Here is a 23,817-nt window from a genome sequence, read left to right on the forward strand (position 1 = left end):
ATCTTCATTATTTTGTCATGATTAAAGAGTCTGGGTAGATCCAGCCTCTTCATATTAGGATTGGTTTATCGTTATTATAGATAATTTTTCACTTTTATAGATAATCTTTCAGTTTTTGTAGTCAATTTAAAATTTTTGTAGTTTGACCCTGTTTTTTTGTCCAAAAAAGGACTGACCCTCATTGGTCAGCCCCTTTTCTATTAGTCAGTGGTGAACTTGGCGTCTCCCCAGTCGGCATGATCCTCATAGTTGTTATCACCTGAGTCGGTTACGACCAGTTTCAGCTCTTTTGCGCCTTCAAGATCGACTTTTACCGCTTTGGCAGGCGTATCAATTTTCATCAAACCGCTGTCATATGCTTTTTCTCCATCCAGGTAAACCTCGAAAGTGACGGTTCCCCAGGTCCTACCTTTCATTTCCTGATCGACACCGACCATTGCCTCGAAATACTTGTACCCTTTTCCGGCAATATCATAGACGATTTCAGAATGGGCATGCGTGCCGATCCCTTTTTCAAAGATCCGATCCCCATCTTCCGTCTTCAAGGTGATCGGGTTGCCATCAACCGATTTGTCCTTGTTCACGGAACCCCATCCTGCTTGCGCGCTTACCCAATCGATATCACTCAAATACAGATGCGGGACGAGGTTGAAATTGATGGTATAGGTTTTCTCCAGCAGTCCATCTGCAGACTTTGCCGTAATCGTCGTTACCCCCGGCAGGTCCTCAGCCTCATCGATTTCGATCTCGACATTTTCATTAACCGGCGTGACTTGGACTTCTGGAACCTCAGAAATCGTACCTTCTAAATAATCCAGTTCATATTCCGTGATCTCAGCATTGAAATCTTCTAACGGCTTCCCGTTTATGTCGATACCTTTGACCAGCTCATCTGTGATTACCCGTTTGCTCAAGTCCATCGGGGAGTCGTTTTTAGAAATCGGATTTAGACGATAACTGTATGAATATGGCTTATTCGGATACAGCGTGAACTCAGGATGAGGCCTTGCTCCCCAGCTGTTATCTCCTCCGACTCCCATCTGCCTGTAATCGAGACTGACAGTGATGTCATCTCTTCTTTCCAGCTTATACGGATGGCTGGCTGTTTCAAGGTCTTCCTCCGTATAATGAAGGGCGCCTACTTCAAGCAATGGATCCCCTGTAGCCATAAGCCCGATTCCCTTCTTGTTCGTGAAGGTCGCCCATCGTACATCCGTCTTATTCCCGGTTTCCTGTGGTTCTAGGTATGGGATGAATTGATCGTCCACGATGCTTTCATAGAGACCGACGTCCGCACCAGTCTTACGATCCCAGTAGTTTTCATGAGGTCCTCTTCCATACCATGTCATCGCTTCGAATTCTTCCGGCAAAGTAAGCTCCATTCCGAAAGCAGGGATTTCAGGTAGACCGCTACCAGGCATCAACGTATTTTTCACGACGACCTCTCCTGAACCATAGACGATGTAGGAAGCTTTATAATCAGATTCATCTGTCGTCGGCAAAACAGCGTTCACATCGATCCTGACTGCTTTTGAACCTAATTTTTCAACAGACACATCCGTAATTTCACGGCCGCTTCCAGCATCACGCCATGTCCCTGTTCTGGATGGCATGCCGTTTCCTCTGTCATTATCGTTCGGTGCTCTCCAGAAGTTCGGCTCTGGTCCGGATTTCAAAAGCTCCGTATTTTCAAACGTAAAGCTGGAAATGGTTCCTACCTCTTTATCGAATGCCACTTCAAAATCCGTACCTGTCACATTTACACTTTGATCGGTTTCCTTCACTTCAAGATCGCTCATGTCAGAAAGATCCTCTGCTTCTCGTTCAGGGACATCGAATGGAACCTTGAACTGCTCGGTTGCGACCTCATGCCCTTTCGGCGCCCATGCAGTAGCTTCCGGAAGGCTGAAGCTGACATTCAGCCAGTACTCGACACCCTCTTTGAGTTCCGGCTTTTTAAATGGAACGTCCACTGTTTTCTCTTCCTCTGGCTTGATATCGAGTTCTTTCAGATCTCCGCTATGGATCACTTTATCGTCTGCTTTCAATTCCCATTTGGCATCAAAAGCATCAATGTTCGTGAAGAGATGTTCATTTTTGATGGAAATTTCCCCGTTTACTAAATCAGCGGCTTCCATCTCGATATTTTGATAGACTTTCTTCACTTCCCATAGGTCAGGCTGAACTTCCCGGTCTGGGAATACGAGGCCGTTATCAAGGAAGTTTCCATCGTTCGGATTGTCTCCCCAATCCCCGCCATAGGCGAAATATTCTTTTTGTTCATACTGTTCTTCCTTCATATTGTCAAAATCCATCCAGAAGACAGTACCTTCTCCAGGAGTACGATTTTCATCCTTCAACTCATCAAGCGGCAAAGCTCGCTCGTGGATCCGTACCTGGTCAAGCACTGCATTCGTAGTCCGGCCTTTTTCAGCATTCCTTCCGATATTGACCGGATAGGCATTACTCTTGATCTCCCCGGTGAATTCCTTTTCCGCAAGTAATTCATGATCAGCATAAAGCTTCAGGGATTGTCCATCATAAACTCCTGCAACATGGTGCCAGTTTCCATTCCAGTTTTCAGGGATCGGCGCTTCCACGGTCACCCATGAATTGGTCTGATCATACACAAAAAATTCGAGCTGATCGCCATTTTGTTTGATTGCATATTGGGTATCCCCTTTTGCGATGAATGGGCTGTGTCCATTGGTTGGCTCAGGCTTCACCCATGCTTCCACCGTCAAAGCCTTGCCCGTGATGTCTAAAGCGCTTTCATCAGGCAGCGTTACATATCCATCGATTGCTTCACCGCTATGTCCTTCGACAACATCTCCAAATAATTCGCCGCTCAATTCAGTGTTGCTTTCATCAAACACCAGTTTTTTCGTAGGTGTCGGCCACCTCAATCCTTGGTCGACCCAGTCCCAGATGAATCCGCCCTGTAAGTTATCGTACTTGTCGATGACATCCCAGTATTGATAGAGATTCCCGACACTATTCCCCATCGCATGGGCGTATTCACAAAGGATATATGGGCGTTCAGGATGGGTTTGAGCCCAGTTTTCAACACCCTCTACACTCGGATACATGTGGCTTTCCACGTCAGTCCAGCGGTTATCCCCTTCATAATGGACAAGCCTCGTCGGGTCTTTTTCATGGACCCAATCCGCCATTTCCTTAAATGTGTTTCCGCTTCCCGCTTCATTTCCAAGCGACCAGAACAGGATCGACGGGTGGTTTTTGTCCCGTTCCACCATGCTTTTCACCCGGTCCATCGATGCAGGCAGCCACTGAGGATCACTGGCTGGAAGTTCACCTCTTGCACCGTGCGACTCTAGATTGGTTTCATCAATGAGATAGAGGCCGTATTCGTCCGCCAGTTCATACCATCTCGGCTGGTTCGGGTAATGGGAAGTCCTGACCGCATTGATATTGAATTTTTTCATCAACTTGATATCTTCGATCATCGACTCTTCGGTGATCGCTCTTCCACGATCCGGATCCGTTTCGTGGCGATTCACACCTTTCAAGGTAATCGGCTTTCCATTGATGAGCATTTGCCCATCCTTTAGTTCAAATTCCCGGAAACCGACCTTTGTGCTCATCGTTTCAACGATCTTACCTTCTTTATCTTTCAGTGCCAGGACCATGGTGTATAAATTCGGATGTTCCGCAGACCACTTCAATGGCTCTTTGAAAAGCTGGTCCTTATCGACCGTAACTTCTGTTTTCCCATCAAAATCCACCTGCATTTCGATCGGGTTTTCACTCACCTTTTCCTGGTTATCATCATATAAAGTTCCTTCGATCGTATACGGATCATCCGTTTGATTGCCATTATTCGTTACGATCACTTCCGTATTCAAGGTACCATCTTCATAGACTTCGTCAAGATCCGTCGTCACCGTAAAATCCCTCATATGGACCTGTGGAGTCGAATAGAGATAGACGTCACGGAAGATCCCGCTCAATCTGACGAAATCCTGATCCTCAAGCCAGCTACCATCAGACCACCGGTAAACCTCTACAGCGATCGTGTTTTCCCCTTTTTTCAAATAATCGGTGATGTCGAACTCGGCCGGGGTATAGCTATCCTCGCTATAGCCTACCTTCTCTCCGTTCACCCATACATAAAAGGCAGATTCTACACCCTGGAACGAGATGTATACTTTTTCATCTTTCCAATTACCAGGTACCGTAAAGGTTCTTTTGTATGAACCGACGGGATTGTAGACAGTGGGTGCTTTAGGAGGATCTGGTTGCTCATATCCTGTCCAAGGATACGTGATGTTTGTATAGATCGGGTAATCGTAGCCTTCAAGCTGCCAGTTGCTCGGGACTTCAATCTTATCCCACTCAGACACATCATAATCCTCTTTAAAAAAATCCACTGGTCGTTCATCCGGGTTCTTAGCCCAATGGAAACGCCACTTCCCGTTCAATGACATGTAGTGGGTCGATTTAGCCCGGTTTCCTTTCAGAGCGGAGTTCACATCCTTGTACGGCATCAACGTCGCATGGGCCGGTTCCCTATTTACCTGAAAGGTTTCAGGATTGTTATTCCATTCGGGATCCTCTTCCCCCGCTTCTGCCAGAGCTTGCACATTCAATCCGCTGAAAATCAGCAAAAACGACAACATCAAGAAAAAATACCTCCTAAAGATCCTGAAGTTTACATCCTCCTTATAAAAGTAGTTCAGACTTGAATGGCCGCTTGTTACTTTATTAAATTAATTAATAAAGTGTGCGGACCTGATTCGTCTTTAATTTCTAATTTTCGATAAGTTACTAGATTTCCTCTTTCTATTTCACCATTTTCCAAAAACAGTAAAATACTCCTGTGTCTAAATGAGGAATTAACATGCTCTTTCCGTAGTGGAATAGCCCATTCGGCATAAAAAAGACCCACAAAAGGCGAGCCCATTATAACGGTTGTAATACTATGCGGTATTGTTTCGGACTTTGGCCGACAATCTTTTTGAACACCCTGCTGAAGTAATTGGGATCTTTATAACCGACTTTGAAGCATACTTCTTTTACGCTGATTTCTGGGTCCAGCATGTACTCCTTCGCCTTTTCGATCCGTACGTGAGTTAAAAAATCAATGAAGGTGATCCCTTTCTTCTCTTTAAAAAGCTTACTTAAATAGTAAGGGCTTAATTCGACATGACTTGCGACCATCTCAAGCGTCAACGACTCAGAATAGTGCTTTTCGATATACTCCTTCGCGTTTTCCAATCTCCCTTTCGCCTGGACCATCCGCCATGTTTGCACCTTTTCAACGATTTTCCTCAATAACCGGGTGCTCTTCTCCTCAAGCTCTTGATAGGACGATACCCGATCATATGGAATAAAACGATCGATAGGAATGCCCAAGTCATTGATCATACGGGTGGCGATGATAAAAAACTCATTCAATGAGGATACCGACCGGTTCAAATCTATCATAGTATCATCGGACAACTCCTTCAGATAGAATTCAAACTTTTGAAGGGCACTCGTCACGTCTCCATTCTTGATCGTTTCCAACAGATCCTTTTCTTTCTGGAATGCGGCCATAGCTCCATTACCAGCATTAATTTCATCCGAGGAAAACTTATAGGTCACATTTCCATCAGATTGGATGCTCTCTAATGCATGCAAGGCTTCATAGTAGGATCTGCTGAGCTGATGGACGGACCGGTACGGTAATCCGATCCCGACATGCGGCTTGAAGTGGAAGTTACGTTCACAATGGTGCACCATATTCCGTATGAACGGTAGAATGTATCCTTTGAATTCATTCTTATCCTCTCCATCGATTTTGTCCGTCAGAAAAAAGAGGGGAAGTTTCTCTTCATGATTCGGACTCAAAAGCGTCGAATCAGAAGAATGCCGATTGACATAATCCTTCAGCCAATCCAGCCATGCCCTTCTATCAACCTCTTGGACGTTCAACTCAACCACAATCGCATACCCGCATTTGAAGTTGATATCCAGAAGCTCCCCCCATTCATTCAAGTCCAGTTCCTGAACATGATCGACGAGCAAGGAAACCGCCCATTCGGACTGCATGAAATCCAGGGCTTTATTGAACTTCCGCTCGAGCTTTTGTTTATCTTCCAACTCCTTGCGTTCTTGATCAACCTCCATCTGTACGCGACGGATTGCTGCGATGACTTCATCCTTTTTGCTTGGTTTCAGCAAATACTCTTTAACGCCCTGCTGCATCACTTTTTTGGCGTACTCAAACGTATCGAACGCGGAAACCATGATGAACCGGATATCCGGCAGCTCCCTTTTGATTTCCTTCACTGCCTCGACACCATCGATTCCAGGCATTTTTATATCCATTAAAATAAGATCGGGGTGCTCCGATTTAGCCATTTCGATCGCCTGCCGTCCGTTCCCCGCCTCGGTAACGATCTCAGCCCCTTCCATTTCTCTGCTGATCATCATTTTCAATGCTTCTCTTTCAATCCGCTCATCATCAACTACCATAATACGCAACATACTGGTCGTCTCCCCTTTTTTCAACAGTATATGGTATTGCAATTCTGATCCTCGTCCCTTGATTGACCGCTGATTCGATCTGGATATCGCTCTTATTCTTGTAAAACAACTCCAACCGTTTGACTACGTTTTTCATGCCAATCCCCGTCGAGTGGCCCTGGGATTCCAATTGTAATTTTTCATCGTCCTCTCCGTCTTTGTTGAGCAATCGTTCTTTCACATGCTCCTCCATCCCCACACCATTATCGTGGATCTCGATTATCACTTGTCCATTTTCTGGGTACACGCCCAATTTGATCTCTGCGTCGCTCTCAAACGATTCAATCCCATGGATGAATGCATTTTCAACAATAGGCTGAAGGGTCAATATAGGGATTTCAATATCAAGACAGGTATCATCGATGTCCGTTTTGAATGTGACCCGATCCCCGAACCGTGTCTGCTGGATGAAAAAGTATTCTTTTACGATCCGGACTTCATCACGTAAGGTTGTCGGCTTATCAAGATTCCCTAGATTGTAGCGTAGCAATGCGGAAACGGAGCTGATTAGATCACTTGTCTTTTCTGAGCCTTCGAGGTAGGCCATCCTTGAGATCGTGTTCAATGTATTGAAAAGGAAGTGAGGATTGATCTGGCTCTGCAGACTCTTCAATTCCATTTCCTTCAGCAATCGATCAAGCTCTGATTGATCCTTGATTTCCTTGATCAGCTCCCGGATGTTCCTTCTCATCCGATTGAACGTTCCTGCCAACAGTTTCATCTCATCGTTCGTCCGGACTTCTACATCTTCACCAGAAAAATCCCCTTTCGATATTTTCCTGGCAGATTTGGAAAGCAAGCTGATCGGCCTTGTAATCCCCTTCGAAAACCAAAGGGCGGTCAACAGGCTCAGGAAAATCGTCGTGACGAATAAGGAGATCCCCATCGCCTGGAGATAGAGGTTTTTCCGTTCCATCGCGTGATAAAAGGCACGATAGCTTGTCAATTCACTATTCAGAAGACTTAAGGTCGTTTCCTGGATAAAACGTGATACCTTGGCGGCTTCATTCAAATGGAACGAATACTGGTTCAAATCTTCAGCTTGAAACGCTTCAATCGTACGTTCACACTCTTCCAAAAAACTCTCAATCATGTTGTAGTAATTCGTGACAGTCGGATAGTTATCCTTATTTTCCACCTTATCGATCAGTTTCTCTTTTTCATTCACCAATTGATCTCGCAGCATATGGTAGTCATCCAAATATCGAGGGGACTTTTCGATGACATACGCATTGATCGATTCATAGACCTCGGTCGTCAGCTTCGAAATCTGATTCAGGATGATGAACCGTTCGAAGCTGTCATGGTACTGATCGATCGTCTGTTGGCTGCTATGGTAAAGGTAGAACGTCACCCCATTCACTAAAAGGACGAGAACGGTGACAAAAATCATGATCTTCGTTCTGATCCGGATCATTTCTGAATAACCTCGAGTATTTCATTTTCCTGTAACGGCAGATCCTCTCGGTGGATCACTTTCGTTTCTGTATGGTTGATTTCATCAATGGCCTTCCCCTCTAAAATTTGAACCATCGTTTCCACTGATCGATATCCCATTTCGTAAGGTTTTTGGATTACGGTCGCTTCAATCTTTCCTGACTGGAGCAGTTCAATCGTCTCTGGTAGAATATCGAATCCGATCACATAGATATCTTCCGTTTTCCCCATCTGCTCCAATACTTGTGAAATCCCGATCGCATCGAGCGCGCTCGTTCCGTAAAAGGCTGTCACATCCGGATATTCCTGCAGGATTTTATACGTTTTTTCAGCCGCCTGGATCCTTGTGATATGGGAATCTTCAATCGTGGTCACTTTCACGCGTTCCTGTTCTTTTATCGCATCTTTAAAACCCTGGACCCGAAGCTTCTGGTGGGTTGCATCAAATCTCCCGGTTATTATGGCAACGTTCACTTCTCCTTCTGTATCAGCCAACAGGGCTTTACCGGCTAACAGCCCCGCATAATAATTATCAGTCCCTATATAAGCGAGACGATCGCTTTTGGGGGCATCCGTATCGACAGTGATGATCGGAATGCCCTTTTGAATGGTGTTATTGATCAAGGGGGTGAATTGCTCTTCACTCAATCCCTGCGTCATGATTCCATCGACCTTAGCAGCTGCTGCCATTTCAATGGTCGTCAAATGTTCTTCCAGATTGGCTTGTTTCGGACCGGCATACTCAAGCGTCACACCAAGTTTTTCAGCTGCCGAACGGGCTCCTTTTTCGACTAATTTCCAATAATCATTGTTGATTTCTTCTGGGATCAATACGAGATGATATTTCGGTTTCGTGTACGATTCTTGAGCCTGGGTCGAATCGATATTAAAGGATTTGATCGAAAAATAGACAAAGTAGGAGAAAGCGGTTACAAAAAGGACTATGAAGACGCCGACGATCATTCTACTCATTGTGCATTCCACCTAAGAATTGTTTATCATAGTTTAGCACAAATTTTCTCAAAATACAGAAAATGACTTGGATTCCGCTCCCATCATTTGCTTTCCGTATCTTTTCAAGAACTTCATTAGCCATCTTTACAGATTTTCCGAACGGGAAAGCCCATGCAGGGCATAGCCCGCCTTTAGGGATGGGATGAGAGTGAGAACGGATACGGAGCACCGCTAAAATCGGAAAGGTTTTGTGGTACTTCAAGTATCCGAAAATTTCACTCTCTTTTTGTTGTATAACTGTTGTAGTTTATAAACAAAACTGATACATTGTGAATATGAACGAATACAGAAGAACAAACAAAACCGTATCATTAATCAACTATCATTTCGTTTTTTGTCCTCGATACAGAAGGAAAATATTTCTCCGTACTGATGTAGAGGAACGATTTAAACAGTTAGTACAGGAAATATGTGAAGAATTAGAAATTGTCATTGTTGCTTTAGAGTGCGACAAAGACCATACCCACATGTTCCTAAACACACTACCAACACTTAGTCCTGCTGATATTATGGCAAAAATCAAAGGAGTGACTTCTAGAAAGTTAAGAGAGGAATTTCCTCATCTTCAACATCTGCCGAGTCTTTGGACACGTTCCTATTTTGTATCGACCGCAGGAAATGTATCGAGTGCAACCATTAAGCGTTATGTTGAACAACAAAAAACAAGGGGGTGAGCGTTTTGGATAAACAGGAAATCACACTTAATGGACTTGTTGCAAGACAAGTTTCATGAATGGAAACACGAACACTTCCAGCTATATGATGAAGATGGAAACGAATTAAACGAAGATTTGGAAATCGAAATCGACCAAACTCTACATGACTTTATAGAAAATACATCTCATGAGATCTATTCCAACAAAATTTTAAAGAAATGGGGGTGAATATATGCCGACAATCACGCTACGCTTAGAGCTACATAAACCGACTCTTGCCAAACAACAGATGTATAAACGAATGGCAGAGACAAATACAGGATTTGCGAACTGGTTATTGCTTCATCCAGACATAAATCAGGCAACCAGTCGAATCTTTAAGGAGTTTTCAGCAGAGAAATTTCCATCCGCAGTCATTAATCAAACCATTAGAGAAGTAAAATTTCAAAAGAAAAATCAGAAAGCAAAGACCTTCCGTAAAATGTGGTGCTGCTTTAATAATCAAAACTTAAAAATAGAAAAGAAGAGTAAATTGATATGATCCCCACATAGTAGACAGAAAAAAGAAAGCACATTAATCTGTCTATTATGGAGGGGATTTTTCTATGGGGAAAATGAGACAATCATATGATGTTGCATTTAAGAAAAAAGTAGTGGATCTATATATTAAAGATGGTATGGGCTACGATACGGTTGCGAAGGAAGTAGGTATTTCTAGTTCAGTTGTACGTCGTTGGGTTCAACACTTTGAGGCAGAAGGAATAAAGGGTCTCGAGGAAAAGCGCGGGAAAGCAAAAGGACCTGGGAAAGGCAGACCAAGAACCCGTCCTGAGGATCCAGAAGAGAAAATCAAACGATTAGAAGCCGAGAATGAAATGTTAAAAAAGTTCTTAGGGAAGTAAAAGGGGGTATGGAAGCCGTATCAACAGGTACTAAGTATAAAGTGATTCAAGATATGTCCAAGAAACAATACCCTGTCCAACTTCTATGTGAACTTGCAGGGGTATCAAGGGGCGGATATTACAAGTGGTTAAAGCGTCAGGAAGCCCCCTCTTCTAAACAGTTAGAGGATGATAAAATCAAGAAGTTAATCATAAAGTGTCACACAAAGCTCAAGGGGATTTATGGTTATAGAAGGATACATGTCTGGCTTAAGTCGGTACACAATTTACATATGAATCATAAACGGGTTCAACGCTTGATGGGTGAATTGGGAATAAAAGCCATCATAAGAAGAAAACGGCCCTACTACGGAAAGAAGGAAGCTTATGCCATCTCAGAAAACCATTTGAACCGAGATTTTAAAGCCTCTAAGCCAAATGAAAAATGGGTAACAGACATTACATACTTAATTTTTAATGGACAAAGATTGTATTTATCGGCTATTAAAGACTTATACAATAACGAAATCATCGCATATAAAATCAGTCAAAGAAACGACCTTCAACTAGTAATGGATACAGTAAAAAAGGCAAGAAGAAAACGGAGTGTAAAAGGAATTATCCTTCATAGCGATCAGGGATTCCAGTACACCTCAAAACAATATAACCAACTGCTTAAAAAATACAAAATGAAAGCGAGTATGTCTCGAAAAGGAAACTGTTGGGATAATGCTTGTATGGAGAACTTTTTTAGCCATTTTAAAACAGAATGTTTTCACTTATACTCTTTCCGAACCTCTGAAGAGGTTAAGTTTGCCGTCCACCAATACATACGATTTTATAATCACCAGAGATTTCAAAAGAAATTAAACAACCTGAGTCCCTATAATTATAGAGCTCAGGCTGCTTAAAAATGCTTTTTAATTTCTGTCTACTTGACAGGGGTCACTTCAAATTATACACCGTTTCTTTTCCTACACTTGCAAAACGTATAGGGGTTCCAGTAATAGCAAAACCATTTCAAATAAAGTGGCTTGATCAAATGATCAGTGGAAGCGTAAAGATAGGGACTGGAAAGCTTTATCAAAAGAAAAAGAAATGGTATCTTGCCATTTCAATCACTTGGAATGTGGAATCATCACAAGGTAAAAAAGTCATGGGGATTGACTTGGGACTTCGATATCTCGCAGTTGCCAGTATTGGAACAAAGTCTTTCTTCTTTAAAGGCTCAAAAGTCGCATATACTCGTAGACACTTCTCGGCAAGAAGAAGGAGACTAGGAAAAGCGAAAAAACTACAAGCCATTAAGAATTCCAAAGGCAAAGAGTCTCGTTGGATGAAAGACCAGAACCATAAAATCAGCCGTCAAATCGTTAACCTTGCACTCGCCAACGGTGTTGGAGTGATTCGCATGGAAGACTTGACGGATATTCGAAATACTACCAAATCAAAGAAAAACGACCAAGGTAGGAGCCTGCATTCATGGTCGTTCTACCAACTTAAAGAGTTCATCAAATACAAAGCTGAGATGATAGGGATCCGTTTTGAATTGGTGAATCCAGAATACACCAGTCAAATTTGCAAATGTGGTCATCAAGCGAAAGAAAATCGAAACGGTCTCAATTTTCAATGTAGAGAATGTGGCTACAGCTGTCATGCTGACCTCAATGGAGCCATTAATATATCGAAAGCGATTTCGGGTTTAGTAGCCTAGCATACTGGTAATAGGTATGCCGCCCATGTGGGTACATTTTAACTGCATGGGGCGGGGTAATGAGATACCCTCATCTTGGAGGCTGTTCAAAACAGAAATGGACTGCGAACGCTTAGTCATTCAAGAATCCCACCCCTCACACCGGAAGGTGTAGGGCTTGCGGCTTTAGCCGTGGGAGTCTCAATACGATCCGTCTTCAAGGTTACGTACTGAGCGTAGAGGAAATGCATATCGGGTCTCGTACATCGCCGCACCGATAAAAGATACCTCCATCATTTCTTCTGTCAGTATTGCTGGTCCACCTCACGCATCAATCAGCAGAGCACCTCATCTTTGATTAAGACCACTAAAATAGCTGCAGTAGATGTTTCCAAACAAATGTCTTATATGAGAAGAAAAAAGAGAAGGTAAATCGAAAAGCCACTTGAAGAAAACATCTACTTCAAGTGGCTGATCGTGCACCAAGAACCTCTACCAGATAGGGATTCTATTTCTTCCTTAATTCAACTTAGTTTTTTGATTGAATCAAACAGCAGGTTGACTGCAGACAGCAATGTCTCTTCGTTAATATCAAACTTCTCATTATGATGACCCGCAGGTAGTTCCGTTCCGAAGATACAGTAGGTTGCTTGCCCGCCATTCTGTTTAACCCGTTCCATAAAGAAGGTTGCATCCTCGGAACCGGCCGATGTATTATCTTCGAGCATGCTTGCCTCAATAGCAGGGGACTCTTCTGCACATGCACACAATACCTCTGCCAATTCTTTCGAACCCTGGGTGCTTACTCCTTCACCTACAGTCTTGATCTCGTAATCTACCTGATACATTTGAGCAGACCCCGCGATAATTGCTTCCACCTGGTTTTTCACGAATTGGTTGATTTCAGTGTTCTCCCCCCGTGTTTCAACCTTGAGAGAAGCCTTGTCAGCAATGATATTACGTCCGGAACCAGCATGCAATTCACCAACATTGATTCGTGTCGAGCCTTCTGAATGGCGAGGAACGGCATAAACGTTCAATGCTGCTGAGGCAGCCGCCAGTAGGGCATTTCTTCCCTCTTCAGGTTTTCCGCCCGCATGAGAGGCCACCCCTTGGAACGTGACATCAAGCTTCGAGGTTGCCAGGAAGCCGTTATTCGATGCAATAAAATGGCCATCAGGTACGCCTGTCCCAAGATGAGTCGCAATAAAGTAATCAACATCATCGACAACTTTAGCTTCGACCATTGACCGTGCACCGCGAGTGCCTTCCTCGGCAGGCTGAAAAATCAATTTGATTTTACCCTTTAAGCTCGATTTGTTTTCGGAGATCAACGTTGCAAGACCAAGGCCGATTGCTGTATGTCCATCGTGTGCACAGGCATGCATTTTGTTTGGAACCGTCGACCTGAACCCTTCCTTTTTCGGGAAGTGGCTGTCTGCTTCCGATTCATGGATATCCAGTGCATCCATATCGATTCGGAAGGCGATCGTCGGGCCTTCTTTTTTTGTATCCATTGTAGCGACAATTCCTGTATAGCCTTCTGAAAAGTGTTTAATATAATCTTTATTCGCCCCATTTTCGAGTGCCCATTGGTAATGTGCTTTCGTCTCTTCGTAATCCGGCTTACCCATACAATACTCAGGGGACATGACTTGTATTCCCATTTCGAGTTGAAATCCCAGCTGGTCAAGAATGGACGCCACAATGGAAGCTGTACGCATTTCTAGAAAACCTGTTTCCGGATGACGGTGAAAATCACGACGCCATTTGATCAGCTTTTTTTCCAAATTACTCATCATCTATTCACTCCTAGTATCCTATTACAAGAATGGATCGATCCCTGGACCAAACGGTATTCCTAAGAAGCAGAAAATCATTATCAGTACGATCCATGTCAACAAGAAACATATAGAGTAAGGGAGCATTAACGAAATAAATGTTCCGATACCCGCTTTCTTATCATATTTCTGCATGAATGACAACGCGATGACCATGTACGGCATCAAAGGTGTAACGATATTGGTCGATGAATCCGCAACCCGGTATGCCACTTGTGTAAATGCAGGGTGATAGCCAAGCTGCATGAACATCGGTATGAACACAGGTGCTTCAAGCGCCCACTTCGCAGACCCTGAAGTGATCAGGAAATTCATTAATGCAGTAAAGATGATATAACTTATGATCAGTCCCATACCCGTAAATTCAATATCTTTCAGAACTTCAGCACCATTTACTGCAACCCATGTTGCAATATTAGACCAGCTGAAATATGCGATAAATTGAGCAATCGCAAAGATCAGAACAATGTAACTTGACATATCTTTCATCGACTCAGCCATGAATTTCCCTACATCTTTACTTGTCTTGATGTTTCCAACGGAAATACCGTACGTAACACCGATTGTGATAAAGAAGAAGAGAATGATAGGCACAATACCATCAAGGAATGGGGATGGGATGATGCCGCCCTCCTCATTACGCAAAGGACTATCTGGTAAAAAGATCGTCACCAGGATAATGGCCCAATATACTCCCCCTGCAATCACTGCATTTCGTAAAGCCTTACCTGCTTTTAGAGGGTCTTCTGCTACAGCTTCCTCGACCTCTTCACCCTTATATTCGCCAAGCCGCGGTTCGATGAATTTGTTTGTAACAAGGCCACCAACAACGGTAAGAACAAACACAGAAACAATATTGAAGTACCAGTTATCGACAGGGGTAACGACAATATCCTCATTGATGATTTGGGCTGCTTCCGTCGAAATACCTGCAAGTAACGCATCTGTACCAGCAATCAAAAGGTTTGCCGTAAAACCAGCACCAGCTGCTGCGTACCCCGCTACCAAACCAGCGATCGGATTACGTCCTACTTTGTAAAATACCATCGCTGCCAGTGGCGGAACTAGAACCATCGCTGCATCGGATGCAATGTTACCCATGATACCAACAAAAATTACGGTGTACGTGATTAACGCTGGCGGCGATTTCAAAATCGTTTTCTTGATTACATAATCGAGCATTCCAACTTTTTCTGCAAGCCCGATACCAAGCATCATTGCCAGTACCAGACCTAACGGTGCAAATCCGGTAAAGTTGTCGAGCATCGACGTTAAGATAAACTGCAGACCCTCTCCAGATGCTAGACTTTTAACCGGCAGCTCTTCCCCTGTACCTGGGTGTATGACTGTCGCACCAAACATATTGAAGATAGCCGAAACAATAATGACGAGGATAGCCAACGCAGCAAACAAAATAAACGGATCTGGAAGTTTATTACCGGCTATTTCAATCCCGTTAAGGAATTTCTGCGCAATCCCCTGTTTGTTCTTTGTATTTTCCACTCGTCTCCCCTCACTTTTCTGTTATTAATATTATCTTTGCGTTAATTTGGAAGGCTTGACATCTTCAGGAATCGGACATGAATATGGATTTTTTTCTCTGAATGCATTAAATTCCTGTTTAATAGATTCCAGGTCTTCCTTGTTGGTAAGCACTCTAACTGCAGTAAGCGCCATTGCTTCTGCCGCCCGTAACATCCCTTTATGTGCGTAGCTGCTGATGCCTTGTGTCGTCATCTGCCAAGTGTGCAACGGTGTTCCCAATGCTGAAGTCGATGCTGTCAATTGGGCTGTCGGAACTACCCAGCTTACATCGGATACATCAGTTGATCCCGGAAAAATCTCATTTGTCGGTTCATAGGGCGAGATGGTATCAGCAAGGAATTTTCCTTCAAATTCACTTCCGTCCCCTTTGTAACCAAACCCTTTCAAAATATCCAAATAACTGTCCTTTTCCCCTTCTGATAGGGTTGACCAAAGTTTTTCAGCAAAAGTGATTTCATCCTCGCTCGGATTTTCGATACCAGTTTCTAGCAGGTTTTCATACAAAATCTTTTCTAAACTGCGGTTTGGAATATAGTTGGAACATGCTTTGTCGAACTCAATTGTCAGTTGTGTTTCTGTCATCAGTGCGGCACCTTCAGCTATTTTACAAACCCGTTTATAAATTTCATCAACCTGCTTAACCTTTGGTGATCGGATTAAATAAAGTACCTCGGCCTCTGACTGTACAACGTTCGGGGAAATACCCCCAGTATTGGTAATTGCATAGTGCATCCGTGCTTCTGGTATGACATGCTCACGAAGATAGTTGACTCCTACATTCATAAGCTCGACCGCGTCCAGTGCACTTCGCCCGAGGTGTGGCGAGTTTGCTGCATGGGAGGATAATCCTTTGAATCTGAAATAAACTTGATAGTTTGCTAGACTGGAATGACTCATGATGCTGTTTGCCGGGGATGGATGCCAAGTCAGCGCCACGTCCACTCCATCAAAAACACCTTCCCGGACCATGAATGTCTTTCCGGATCCTCCCTCTTCACCAGGACATCCAAAAAACTTGACGGTACCTGGGAGATCGTTTTCTTCTAAGAATTTTTTGGTAGCGTATGCTGCCGCAAAGGCGCCAGTTCCCAGCAGGTTGTGCCCGCATCCGTGACCGACATTTTTCTCTGTCCGCTCATAGGATGTTTTGTTAGGCTCCTGCCCTAAGCCGGACAGTGCATCGAATTCTCCAAGGAACCCGATTACAGGAGATCCACTGCCATAAGATGCGATGAACGCAGTTTCAATGTTTCCCGCATTTCGTTCAACCTGAAATCCTGCTTTTTCACACTCTGAGGCTAAGAACTCGGCGGAGGAATATTCTTCAAATCTAGTTTCCGGATGATAGTATACGTACTCACTGATTCTTTCGAAGAGTTCTTTATTTTCTACCAGATATGTTTTTGTAAAGTTGCTAGCCATTGTACTCCTCCTTAAGCAGAATAATACAGAATATTCGATAAATTTTTACATTAATTTACCTATAAAGCCTTTAATGTTTATTTAGTCGACTTTTTGGCCACCTTTTTGACATGTCGTAAATAAGTGTAATATAGTAGTTGTTGGAATTGCAACAGTTTTCGGAATATTTCCTTCTCCCTTTATTTGTTAATATAATTAGTGTGATGCATGAAAGGAGATATCGGCTATGTATAGAATCGGTGTCATAGCTTCAAAACAATCGTTGAAATGGATAAAAAAAATCGAACCCTTCGTAAATGATCAATGTGAGCTTTTTTATATGAGTTACGCTCATCCCTCTGAAATCAAACCTCTTTATTTGAAAAACCATCTTTTTTTTGACGGAATGATTTTTAGTGGCCAATTGCCTTATGTTTTAGTTGAAAAAGAATACGGCACCTTTCCTGTCCCTACGCTTTATTTCGATGTGGGCCAAGAGGATTTTTATAAAACGATCTGTAAAGTGATGGTTCAAGAACGTCAGTTTGATTTTTCTAGAACGTTGATTGATTTCATTTTTAAGGATAATCACTACCTAGGATTGGACGATTTCCTGAATGAACAACAATTTCCTTATTATTTTGGTGAATCACTCGAAGATTACAAATCGGATACGATTTATGAAGAGATGTTCGAAAGGCATCAAACGTTGTGGGATGCGGGAAAAATAGACCTGTCTTTCACCAGGACCTCCGGCCTGACGGAAAAGCTGGCTGACTACGGTATCAACCACATCGTCATGTTCCCCTCAGCGGAGTCCATGCTTGAAAAGTTCCATCAACTCATTAAAGAGATCGATCTGATTCGACTGTCAGACAGTCAGATAGTAATGGGGAATGTTTCGATTAGAAAAACGGAAGAGTCACCCAACAATAATCACTTGGAATTACAACGGATCAAAATGAACAAAGCACTGCTGGAATACATTGAAAGCGGTGAGTATTCCTTCATCATTCAAAAAAACCTGAATCATTTCGATATCATTACATCATATGGGGATTTGAAGGGAATCACTAATAATTTCACCAGCTGTTCACTTTACGAATTCATAAAACAGGAACTACCGTTTTCATTCAACATAGGCTGGGGCATCGGAAATACGATTGATGTTGCCAGGACGAACGCATTCCTTGCCAGCCAGTTGTCAGAAGACCGTGAAGAACAAGCTTCATTCATCATTACGGAGGATGAACAAATTATCGGTCCTTTGGGAGAGAGCAATTGTTTAACTGTGTCACACAGCTTGGATCCTGAAATCGAGAAGTTGAGTCAGCAAACAGGAGTAGCTTCGCTAAAAATCAAAAAAATACTGGCAACAATGCAAAAAAGCCACACGAATGAATTTTCTGCGGATGATTTAGCTGCTTATTTAGGTGTTTCGACACGCAGCACGAATCGGATTTTGAATAAATTGGAGGAAGCCGGTAAAGCCGAGGTTGTATATAAAAAGCAGCAAAAACTACGAGGAAGACCAAAGAAGATATATAGAATAATGTTGAATATCGGAATGACGGATTAGTTTTAGGTCGATGAAGCGATATCAGATTGGATTGACAAAAAAATACCACAGCAACATCACGCTGTGGCAGTCCAAAACTATCAATCTACTTAATCGTGTTTTCTTTATAGAGTTTCTCGATCTGTTCGGCGTTCAGTGCTTCTTTATACACATTGACTTCATCGACCAAGCCTTTCATCTGGAGTGACTCAGGGTTCCATGGGGCGCCGCCAATAATCAATGGGTTGTCATTCGGCTTGATTGAAGCCGGTCCTGCTGGTACATTGGCGACCTCTGTTCCATTCACATAGCCTATGATCCGTCCATCCTTTTTCCAGGTCATCGCCAAATATGCCCATTCCCCAGCTGGAATTTCACCCTGAGTGAAGGAATAGCGTCCATTCTCAGCCCAGAGTTCCGGGTAAAGGCCTTTATTGACGCCAAGCACATATCCATCGCCGATGTTCGTCTTACCGATGATCTTTTGATCCGACTCAGGATCTTCAAGATTGACCCACAGGCCGATCGTCAGTTCATCCCCGCCATTCAACAGCTCGTTGGACGGTACTTCAATCCATCCGCCATCCAGTTTGACCCCTTTGCCGAACTTCCCATCTGCAAGGGCGGCATTTCCGGACAGTTCGCCATCAAGTCCATATGGTGAATGATCTTTTACCGTACCATCAACCTCTTCATCGAACTTCAAGGACAGGACGGGTTCATCACGGTACAGTGCCTTCAGCGTTCCCGTCAGATCATTCAGCTTCACTTTATGGATGCCGAGCGCCACATCTTCCACTGTAAAGGACACCGTTTCACTGGTCCCTGCTTCAAGCTGGACTTTCTTCGATTCGACCAGTTCACCTTCAAAATAAAAATCGAGTTGTTTTTCGCCTTCCATCGAACCGATATTGGACACGTCAGCCGACACAGTGGCATCTTCTCCAGGGTCGACCTGATCCGTCACAAGGTTCGATAGTTCGAAGACCGGTACTTGTGGGACTTCCCCTTCGTAAGCCCAGTCCCCCTTTTGTCCACTTTTACCGAACCGGGTGATGCATTCGATCAGTGCGTTGCCGTCTGCATTCAACTGTGCTTTCGCATCCTTGGTAATACGGCCCTGCTTCTTTTTGTTCATTAGCTTCAAGAAATCTTCCGAATGCTTCACTGCCTGATCGATGTTTTCTTTTTCAAGATGGTCCCCGATCTGCTTCAATTTCTCATCAAGCTGCTTTTTCAATGGCCCTTCGATCTTGCCATCTTCAACGAACGATTGATAGATGCCCTCGAAATCCTTGAATGTTTCGTTGATATCGTCGAAGCCGAGAAGTTCGATCTCCGCTAATGAAGTAGAAGAAGCTCCCTGGTTATCCTTGACGATCAAGCGGTAATACGCATATTCGCCAGGGTTTATGATTTCAAAAGGTTTGGTGAATTTCCGCCATTTGAAGTCCTCATCCGTCCGTTCGTCAACGATGGTCCAGTCGTTTCCATCGTTCGATCCGATCAGCACCCAGCTTTTCGGATCTTGCTTTTTGTCATCACTAGACGTGAGCGTGTACATGAGCGCTTTTCCCGACTGATCCTCAAAATGATACTGGATCCATGGACGCTCGCTCTCGAAAGTTAGACCCGTACGAGAGGAATTGTCAAATAGCGCATTGGCCACACCTTCATCACTATGGATCGAGGTTCCTTCCGCTTGATTGGTCAGATCTTCCATCGGATCCGGTAAAAGAGTTGAACCGTCGGTGGAAGTGTCTGTGATGGATATTGGCAATGCATCATCCGACGTCCCCCATTCTGATGGTTCCGACCCCATCTCGAAATCCAATGTGGCGCCTTCTGCCAGGACGTCATGCGGAATGGAGAGCTTATCATATGGCTTGCCATTGACTTTCAGGCTTTGCACATATTTGTTCTTGTCGCTTACTTCCGGTGCCCGGATGACGATGTCTTTCCCATTTTCAAGATGGATCGTCATTTTCTCGAAATACGGTGCGCCGACCGCATACTCCGAATGCCCCATCTGGAGCGGATAGAATCCGGCAGCACTGAAGAGGTACCATGCCGACATTTCGCCGTTATCCTCATCACCTGGATAACCCTGTCCGATTTCACTGCCGAGGTAAAGGCGTGACAGGACTTCACGTACCTTTTCCTGTGTTTTCCACGGTTGGCTTGCGTAATTATACATATACGGAATATGATGGGAAGGTTGGTTGCTGTGTCCATACATGCCCATCCTCACGTCCCTCGCCTCGCGCATTTCATGGATGACGCCGCCGTAATGGCCAGGATGCAGTGCTGTTTCAGGGGTGGAGAAGAATTGATCAAGCTTTTTAGCTAGTCCATCTCTGCCTCCATAGAGATTTGCGAACCCCTGTCCATCCTGAGGGACATGGAAGGCCATGTTCCAGGCGTTCGTTTCCGTATAATCGCCGCCCCATTCCTCAGGATCATAATTTTCAGGCGTTGAGCGCCATTCACCCGTAGGCTCTTTTCCCATGAAGAATTCGACATCCGGATTGAACATGTTTACGTAATTTTTCGCCCGGTTGATATAGTATTCGTAATCCGTCTTCAACTGTTCATTGGACGGATCTTTTTTAGAAAGTGCTTTTGCCATATTCGCAATAGCGAAATCATTGATATAACCGTCCATCGCCCATGACATGCCTTCACCTGTAGTGTTGCTTGTATACCCGTCGAAAATGGATGTCCCCAATCCTTTTCGGCCGACACTTGCATCCTCGCTGGCAACCGCCGCATTTTTAAGTGCAGAATCATAGAATGCCTCGATATCAAAATTACGGACACCCTTTAAATACGCATCTGCAAAAGCGACATCCGAGCTCGTTCCAACCATCAAGTTGGCATAGCCAGGAGAGGACCATCTGGAGATCCAGCCGCCATCCTTATACTGCTGGACGAACCCGTCGATCATTTCACCTGCCTGGGTCGGGGTGAATAAGGTATAGGCTGGCCAGGATGTCCGATACGTATCCCAGAAACCGTTATTGATGTAAGGTTTCCCTTCTACGATATTGGCCCCTGTTATGGTAGGTGTGTTTTTACCAGCAGGCTCTGAAAAAGGACTCGCGTACTTGTATTCGGGAGCATCTTCTGTCCCTGTGTTTTCATACCCGATGTTCGGATACAGGAACAGGCGATACATGTTGGAATAAAGGGTTACAAGCTCCTCTTTGCTTGCACCTTCGACTTCGATGATGCCCAACTTGTCATTCCAAAGTCCTCCGGTACGTTTTTTCAGATCTTCAAATTGGTCGTCTTCTTTAATATCCTGAGTCAAGTTCTTTTTAGCCTGGTCGACGCTCAGCAATGAAGTCGCGACTTTCATTGTCACGGTTTTATCGTCACCAGACGTATCAAAGCGGAAAAATCCGGACACATTATCCCTGTCCTCACCCGTCAATTTGCCGCTATCAATGACTGGCTCGTCAAACTCCGCATAGACGAACATCCTTGTCGCCCCTGCAGAAAGACCGCTCCGCACATCTGTAAAACCAGAAAGGCTCTGGTTGCCCGGGTTCAGCGTAAGTCCGCCATTATTGTTTACATTATCAAAGATGAGGTTCGATGAATTTCCAGTAAAGGTGAATCGGAACATGGCCGCCCGGTTTGTCGGTGTCATCTCCGTCTTGATCCCATTTTCAAATGTCACGCCATAATAATGGGGTTTCGCGGTTTCATTCTTATGCTTGAACGCGAGCGCCCGCTCTTTACGGTCCGCTGATGGCTCATCCGCCGTCGAAGCAGAAGGCATCACTTGGAACGTCTGACGGTCCCCCATCCACGGGCTTGTTTCATGGCTCAATGAAAATGCCTGAATTTCCGGTAGATTATCGTCGTTGTTCGATTGCTGGTAGCTATACAGCCAACTCGTCGTACCCGCATTCGTCACCGGAGCCCAGAAGTTGAATCCATGAGGCACCGCGACGGCAGGAAAATTGTTCCCTCTTGAAAAAGTCGAATTGGAATTGGTCCCGCGCAGGATATTGACATAATCCACCGGGCTTCCATATGTTTCTTTGTCAGGATTGTCATCGATTTTGATATCGTCGATCGATCCTTTGAAAACACCAGGTCCTTCACTTTTATCATAGGCCACAAGGATCCGATCGATCGTCTTCCCTTCTGCCACCTCACCGATGGAAGCACGTTTGACGTTCCACTGGTTCGGATATAGGGTTTTCGATTCCCCTTGCGCCTGCGGGTTCAATTTTACGCCGTGCTGGTCGTGTGCATCGAGATCGGTCAGATAGGTACCATCTGTGAATGCAAGATCGACAGACACATACGTGCTGGAATAATCCAAGTGGTCCTTGTCAGCGAATTGCGGGTGGATCATATAGGAAAGGACGGTTTCCGGTTCAACCTTGATGTTGACATCGACGATTTTATTGTAGGAATAAGCCCGTCCATCCGCGTCATGCTTTCCTTCATATGTCAACGCCTTCTTCCCCGTCCAGCCGACGTTCGTCTTTCCAGTGTAACTGTTCGAAGGCCCCTCTCCCAGTTCCGTTGTCATATGATCAGAAGATTCTGGCGGTGGGGCATCGATCCCGTTTGACAAGGCGATTTCCGCCAGCTGTGTTAGTCCGTCGCCAGCATTTTCCGTGATATCGAATTTGTAATAGGTGTAGCTGTTTTCATTCTCGAATTCATAGACCTTACGTTCAAAACGTTTTTCAAAACTTTCGTCTGTCCGGCTGTCGATTTCTGTCCACTCTTCGCCGTCCTTGGAGCCATAAAGCTTCCAATTTTTCGGGTCCCTGCCCTGTGCGTCATTCGCTGATGTAAAGGCGTATTTTACGAGGTTGACTGGTTCAGGGAACTTGAATTGAAGCCATGCCGTTGGTTCGAAAGCAAGCCATTTCGTCTGGGCGCTCCGATCGATCAAGTTGGCTTCGATTTCATTTGGGGGATTGTTTGCGCTCGCCGTCACTTCCTCCACCTGATCCGTGATATCCCCCTGGATCGTATCGTAAGGAACGTGCCCAGTCACTCCGGAAGATTTTTCGTCCCCGGAAGGATCGGTTTCAACCGTATTTTCCCAGGTCAAAGGATCACCTTCTTCAAAGGATGTATAGAAATCGGTCCCGGTGTCTTCCTCAGCCGAAGCGATCTGCCCGCCGGAAAATGAAAACATCGGGATCAACAAGCTGAAACATAAAAAAACTGAAAAGAAATTTGAAAAAGATTTTTTCCTCATCTTATCCTCCCAGAAAGATTTCGT

Annotated in this window: 14 protein-coding genes and 2 pseudogenes; 7 read left to right on the forward strand and 9 right to left on the reverse strand. The window is 44.3% G+C overall.

Going from position 1 to position 23,817, the window contains the following annotated elements; genetic code table 11:
- Positions 1–200: 200 nt before the first annotated feature.
- The 5 genes from ACJROX_RS25840 to ACJROX_RS25860 form a co-directional block, all read right to left on the reverse strand.
- A complete protein-coding gene (locus tag ACJROX_RS25840; RefSeq protein WP_408011777.1) occupies positions 201–4,640 on the reverse strand; it encodes a glycoside hydrolase family 2 TIM barrel-domain containing protein in 4,440 nt (1,479 codons plus the stop codon).
- 283 nt (positions 4,641–4,923) lie between these two features.
- Entirely contained in the window at positions 4,924–6,492 is a 1,569-nt protein-coding gene (locus ACJROX_RS25845) for a response regulator (protein ID WP_408008081.1), read from the reverse strand.
- The gene (locus ACJROX_RS25850; RefSeq protein WP_408008082.1) at positions 6,470–7,948 is read right to left on the reverse strand and encodes a sensor histidine kinase; all 1,479 of its coding nucleotides are present in this window, start codon (positions 7,946–7,948) and stop codon (positions 6,470–6,472) included. The genes ACJROX_RS25845 and ACJROX_RS25850 overlap by 23 nt, the downstream gene beginning before the upstream one ends.
- On the reverse strand, positions 7,945–8,940 hold the full coding sequence (locus ACJROX_RS25855) for a sugar-binding protein (RefSeq protein WP_408008083.1): 996 nt from the start codon (positions 8,938–8,940) through the stop codon (positions 7,945–7,947). The genes ACJROX_RS25850 and ACJROX_RS25855 overlap by 4 nt, the downstream gene beginning before the upstream one ends.
- The gene (locus ACJROX_RS25860; RefSeq protein ID WP_408008084.1) at positions 8,933–9,184 is read right to left on the reverse strand and encodes a hypothetical protein; all 252 of its coding nucleotides are present in this window, start codon (positions 9,182–9,184) and stop codon (positions 8,933–8,935) included. The genes ACJROX_RS25855 and ACJROX_RS25860 overlap by 8 nt, the downstream gene beginning before the upstream one ends.
- Before the next feature lie 73 nt (positions 9,185–9,257).
- Between ACJROX_RS25860 and tnpA the strand changes: the two genes are divergently transcribed.
- The 6 genes and pseudogenes from tnpA to ACJROX_RS25890 form a co-directional block, all read left to right on the forward strand.
- On the forward strand, positions 9,258–9,656 hold the full coding sequence (tnpA, locus tag ACJROX_RS25865; protein ID WP_408006922.1) for an IS200/IS605 family transposase: 399 nt from the start codon (positions 9,258–9,260) through the stop codon (positions 9,654–9,656).
- A gap of 30 nt (positions 9,657–9,686) precedes the next feature.
- Positions 9,687–9,866, forward strand: a complete 180-nt coding sequence (locus ACJROX_RS25870; protein WP_408006921.1) for a hypothetical protein — start codon at positions 9,687–9,689, stop codon at positions 9,864–9,866.
- 4 nt (positions 9,867–9,870) lie between these two features.
- A pseudogene (locus ACJROX_RS25875) lies at positions 9,871–10,164 on the forward strand (RNA-guided endonuclease TnpB family protein); the annotation flags it as partial.
- 79 nt (positions 10,165–10,243) lie between these two features.
- Positions 10,244–10,540 (forward strand): transposase, encoded by a 297-nt coding sequence (locus tag ACJROX_RS25880; protein WP_408007393.1) that lies wholly within the window; start codon positions 10,244–10,246, stop codon positions 10,538–10,540.
- A gap of 8 nt (positions 10,541–10,548) precedes the next feature.
- Positions 10,549–11,430 carry an IS3 family transposase gene (locus tag ACJROX_RS25885; RefSeq protein WP_408007392.1) on the forward strand — a complete coding sequence of 294 codons (882 nt, stop codon included), beginning with the start codon at positions 10,549–10,551 and terminating at the stop codon, positions 11,428–11,430.
- Between the two features lie 47 nt (positions 11,431–11,477).
- Positions 11,478–12,233 (forward strand): annotated as a pseudogene (locus ACJROX_RS25890) (RNA-guided endonuclease TnpB family protein); the annotation flags it as partial.
- 503 nt (positions 12,234–12,736) lie between these two features.
- On the opposite strand, the gene ACJROX_RS25895 reads toward ACJROX_RS25890, so the two are convergent.
- Genes ACJROX_RS25895 through ACJROX_RS25905 form a run of 3 tightly spaced genes read right to left on the reverse strand, consistent with a single transcriptional unit; the run spans position 12,737 to position 17,020 of the window.
- Complete coding sequence (locus ACJROX_RS25895; RefSeq protein WP_408008085.1) at positions 12,737–14,011, reverse strand: M20 family metallo-hydrolase; 1,275 nt, start codon at positions 14,009–14,011, stop codon at positions 12,737–12,739.
- A gap of 24 nt (positions 14,012–14,035) precedes the next feature.
- Positions 14,036–15,556, reverse strand: a complete 1,521-nt coding sequence (locus tag ACJROX_RS25900; protein WP_408008086.1) for an AbgT family transporter — start codon at positions 15,554–15,556, stop codon at positions 14,036–14,038.
- A gap of 30 nt (positions 15,557–15,586) precedes the next feature.
- Positions 15,587–17,020, reverse strand: coding sequence for a M20 family metallopeptidase (locus ACJROX_RS25905; protein WP_408008087.1), 1,434 nt, complete (start codon positions 17,018–17,020; stop codon positions 15,587–15,589).
- A gap of 226 nt (positions 17,021–17,246) precedes the next feature.
- On the opposite strand from ACJROX_RS25905, the gene ACJROX_RS25910 reads away from it, so the two are divergent.
- Positions 17,247–18,578 carry a hypothetical protein gene (locus tag ACJROX_RS25910; protein ID WP_408008088.1) on the forward strand — a complete coding sequence of 444 codons (1,332 nt, stop codon included), beginning with the start codon at positions 17,247–17,249 and terminating at the stop codon, positions 18,576–18,578.
- A gap of 85 nt (positions 18,579–18,663) precedes the next feature.
- Here ACJROX_RS25910 and ACJROX_RS25915 read toward each other — a convergent pair whose 3' ends face one another.
- Positions 18,664–23,793, reverse strand: a complete 5,130-nt coding sequence (locus tag ACJROX_RS25915; protein WP_408008089.1) for a GH92 family glycosyl hydrolase — start codon at positions 23,791–23,793, stop codon at positions 18,664–18,666.
- Between the last annotated feature and the right edge of the window lie 24 nt (positions 23,794–23,817).

Source organism: Pseudalkalibacillus sp. A8, from assembly GCF_045920555.1.
In the GTDB taxonomy this organism is placed as follows: domain Bacteria; phylum Bacillota; class Bacilli; order Bacillales; family Fictibacillaceae; genus Pseudalkalibacillus.

Coding starts and splice junctions, on each gene's coding strand:
- ACJROX_RS25905 (WP_408008087.1), bottom strand. CDS start 17,020: ATGGCTAGCAACTTTACAAAAACATATCTGGTAGAAAATAAAGAACTC.
- ACJROX_RS25880 (WP_408007393.1), top strand. CDS start 10,244: ATGGGGAAAATGAGACAATCATATGATGTTGCATTTAAGAAAAAAGTA.
- tnpA (WP_408006922.1), top strand. CDS start 9,258: ATGAACGAATACAGAAGAACAAACAAAACCGTATCATTAATCAACTAT.
- ACJROX_RS25915 (WP_408008089.1), bottom strand. CDS start 23,793: ATGAGGAAAAAATCTTTTTCAAATTTCTTTTCAGTTTTTTTATGTTTC.
- ACJROX_RS25850 (WP_408008082.1), bottom strand. CDS start 7,948: ATGATCCGGATCAGAACGAAGATCATGATTTTTGTCACCGTTCTCGTC.
- ACJROX_RS25885 (WP_408007392.1), top strand. CDS start 10,549: ATGGAAGCCGTATCAACAGGTACTAAGTATAAAGTGATTCAAGATATG.
- ACJROX_RS25845 (WP_408008081.1), bottom strand. CDS start 6,492: ATGTTGCGTATTATGGTAGTTGATGATGAGCGGATTGAAAGAGAAGCA.
- ACJROX_RS25895 (WP_408008085.1), bottom strand. CDS start 14,011: ATGAGTAATTTGGAAAAAAAGCTGATCAAATGGCGTCGTGATTTTCAC.
- ACJROX_RS25910 (WP_408008088.1), top strand. CDS start 17,247: ATGTATAGAATCGGTGTCATAGCTTCAAAACAATCGTTGAAATGGATA.
- ACJROX_RS25855 (WP_408008083.1), bottom strand. CDS start 8,940: ATGAGTAGAATGATCGTCGGCGTCTTCATAGTCCTTTTTGTAACCGCT.
- ACJROX_RS25870 (WP_408006921.1), top strand. CDS start 9,687: ATGGACTTGTTGCAAGACAAGTTTCATGAATGGAAACACGAACACTTC.
- ACJROX_RS25840 (WP_408011777.1), bottom strand. CDS start 4,640: ATGTTGTCGTTTTTGCTGATTTTCAGCGGATTGAATGTGCAAGCTCTG.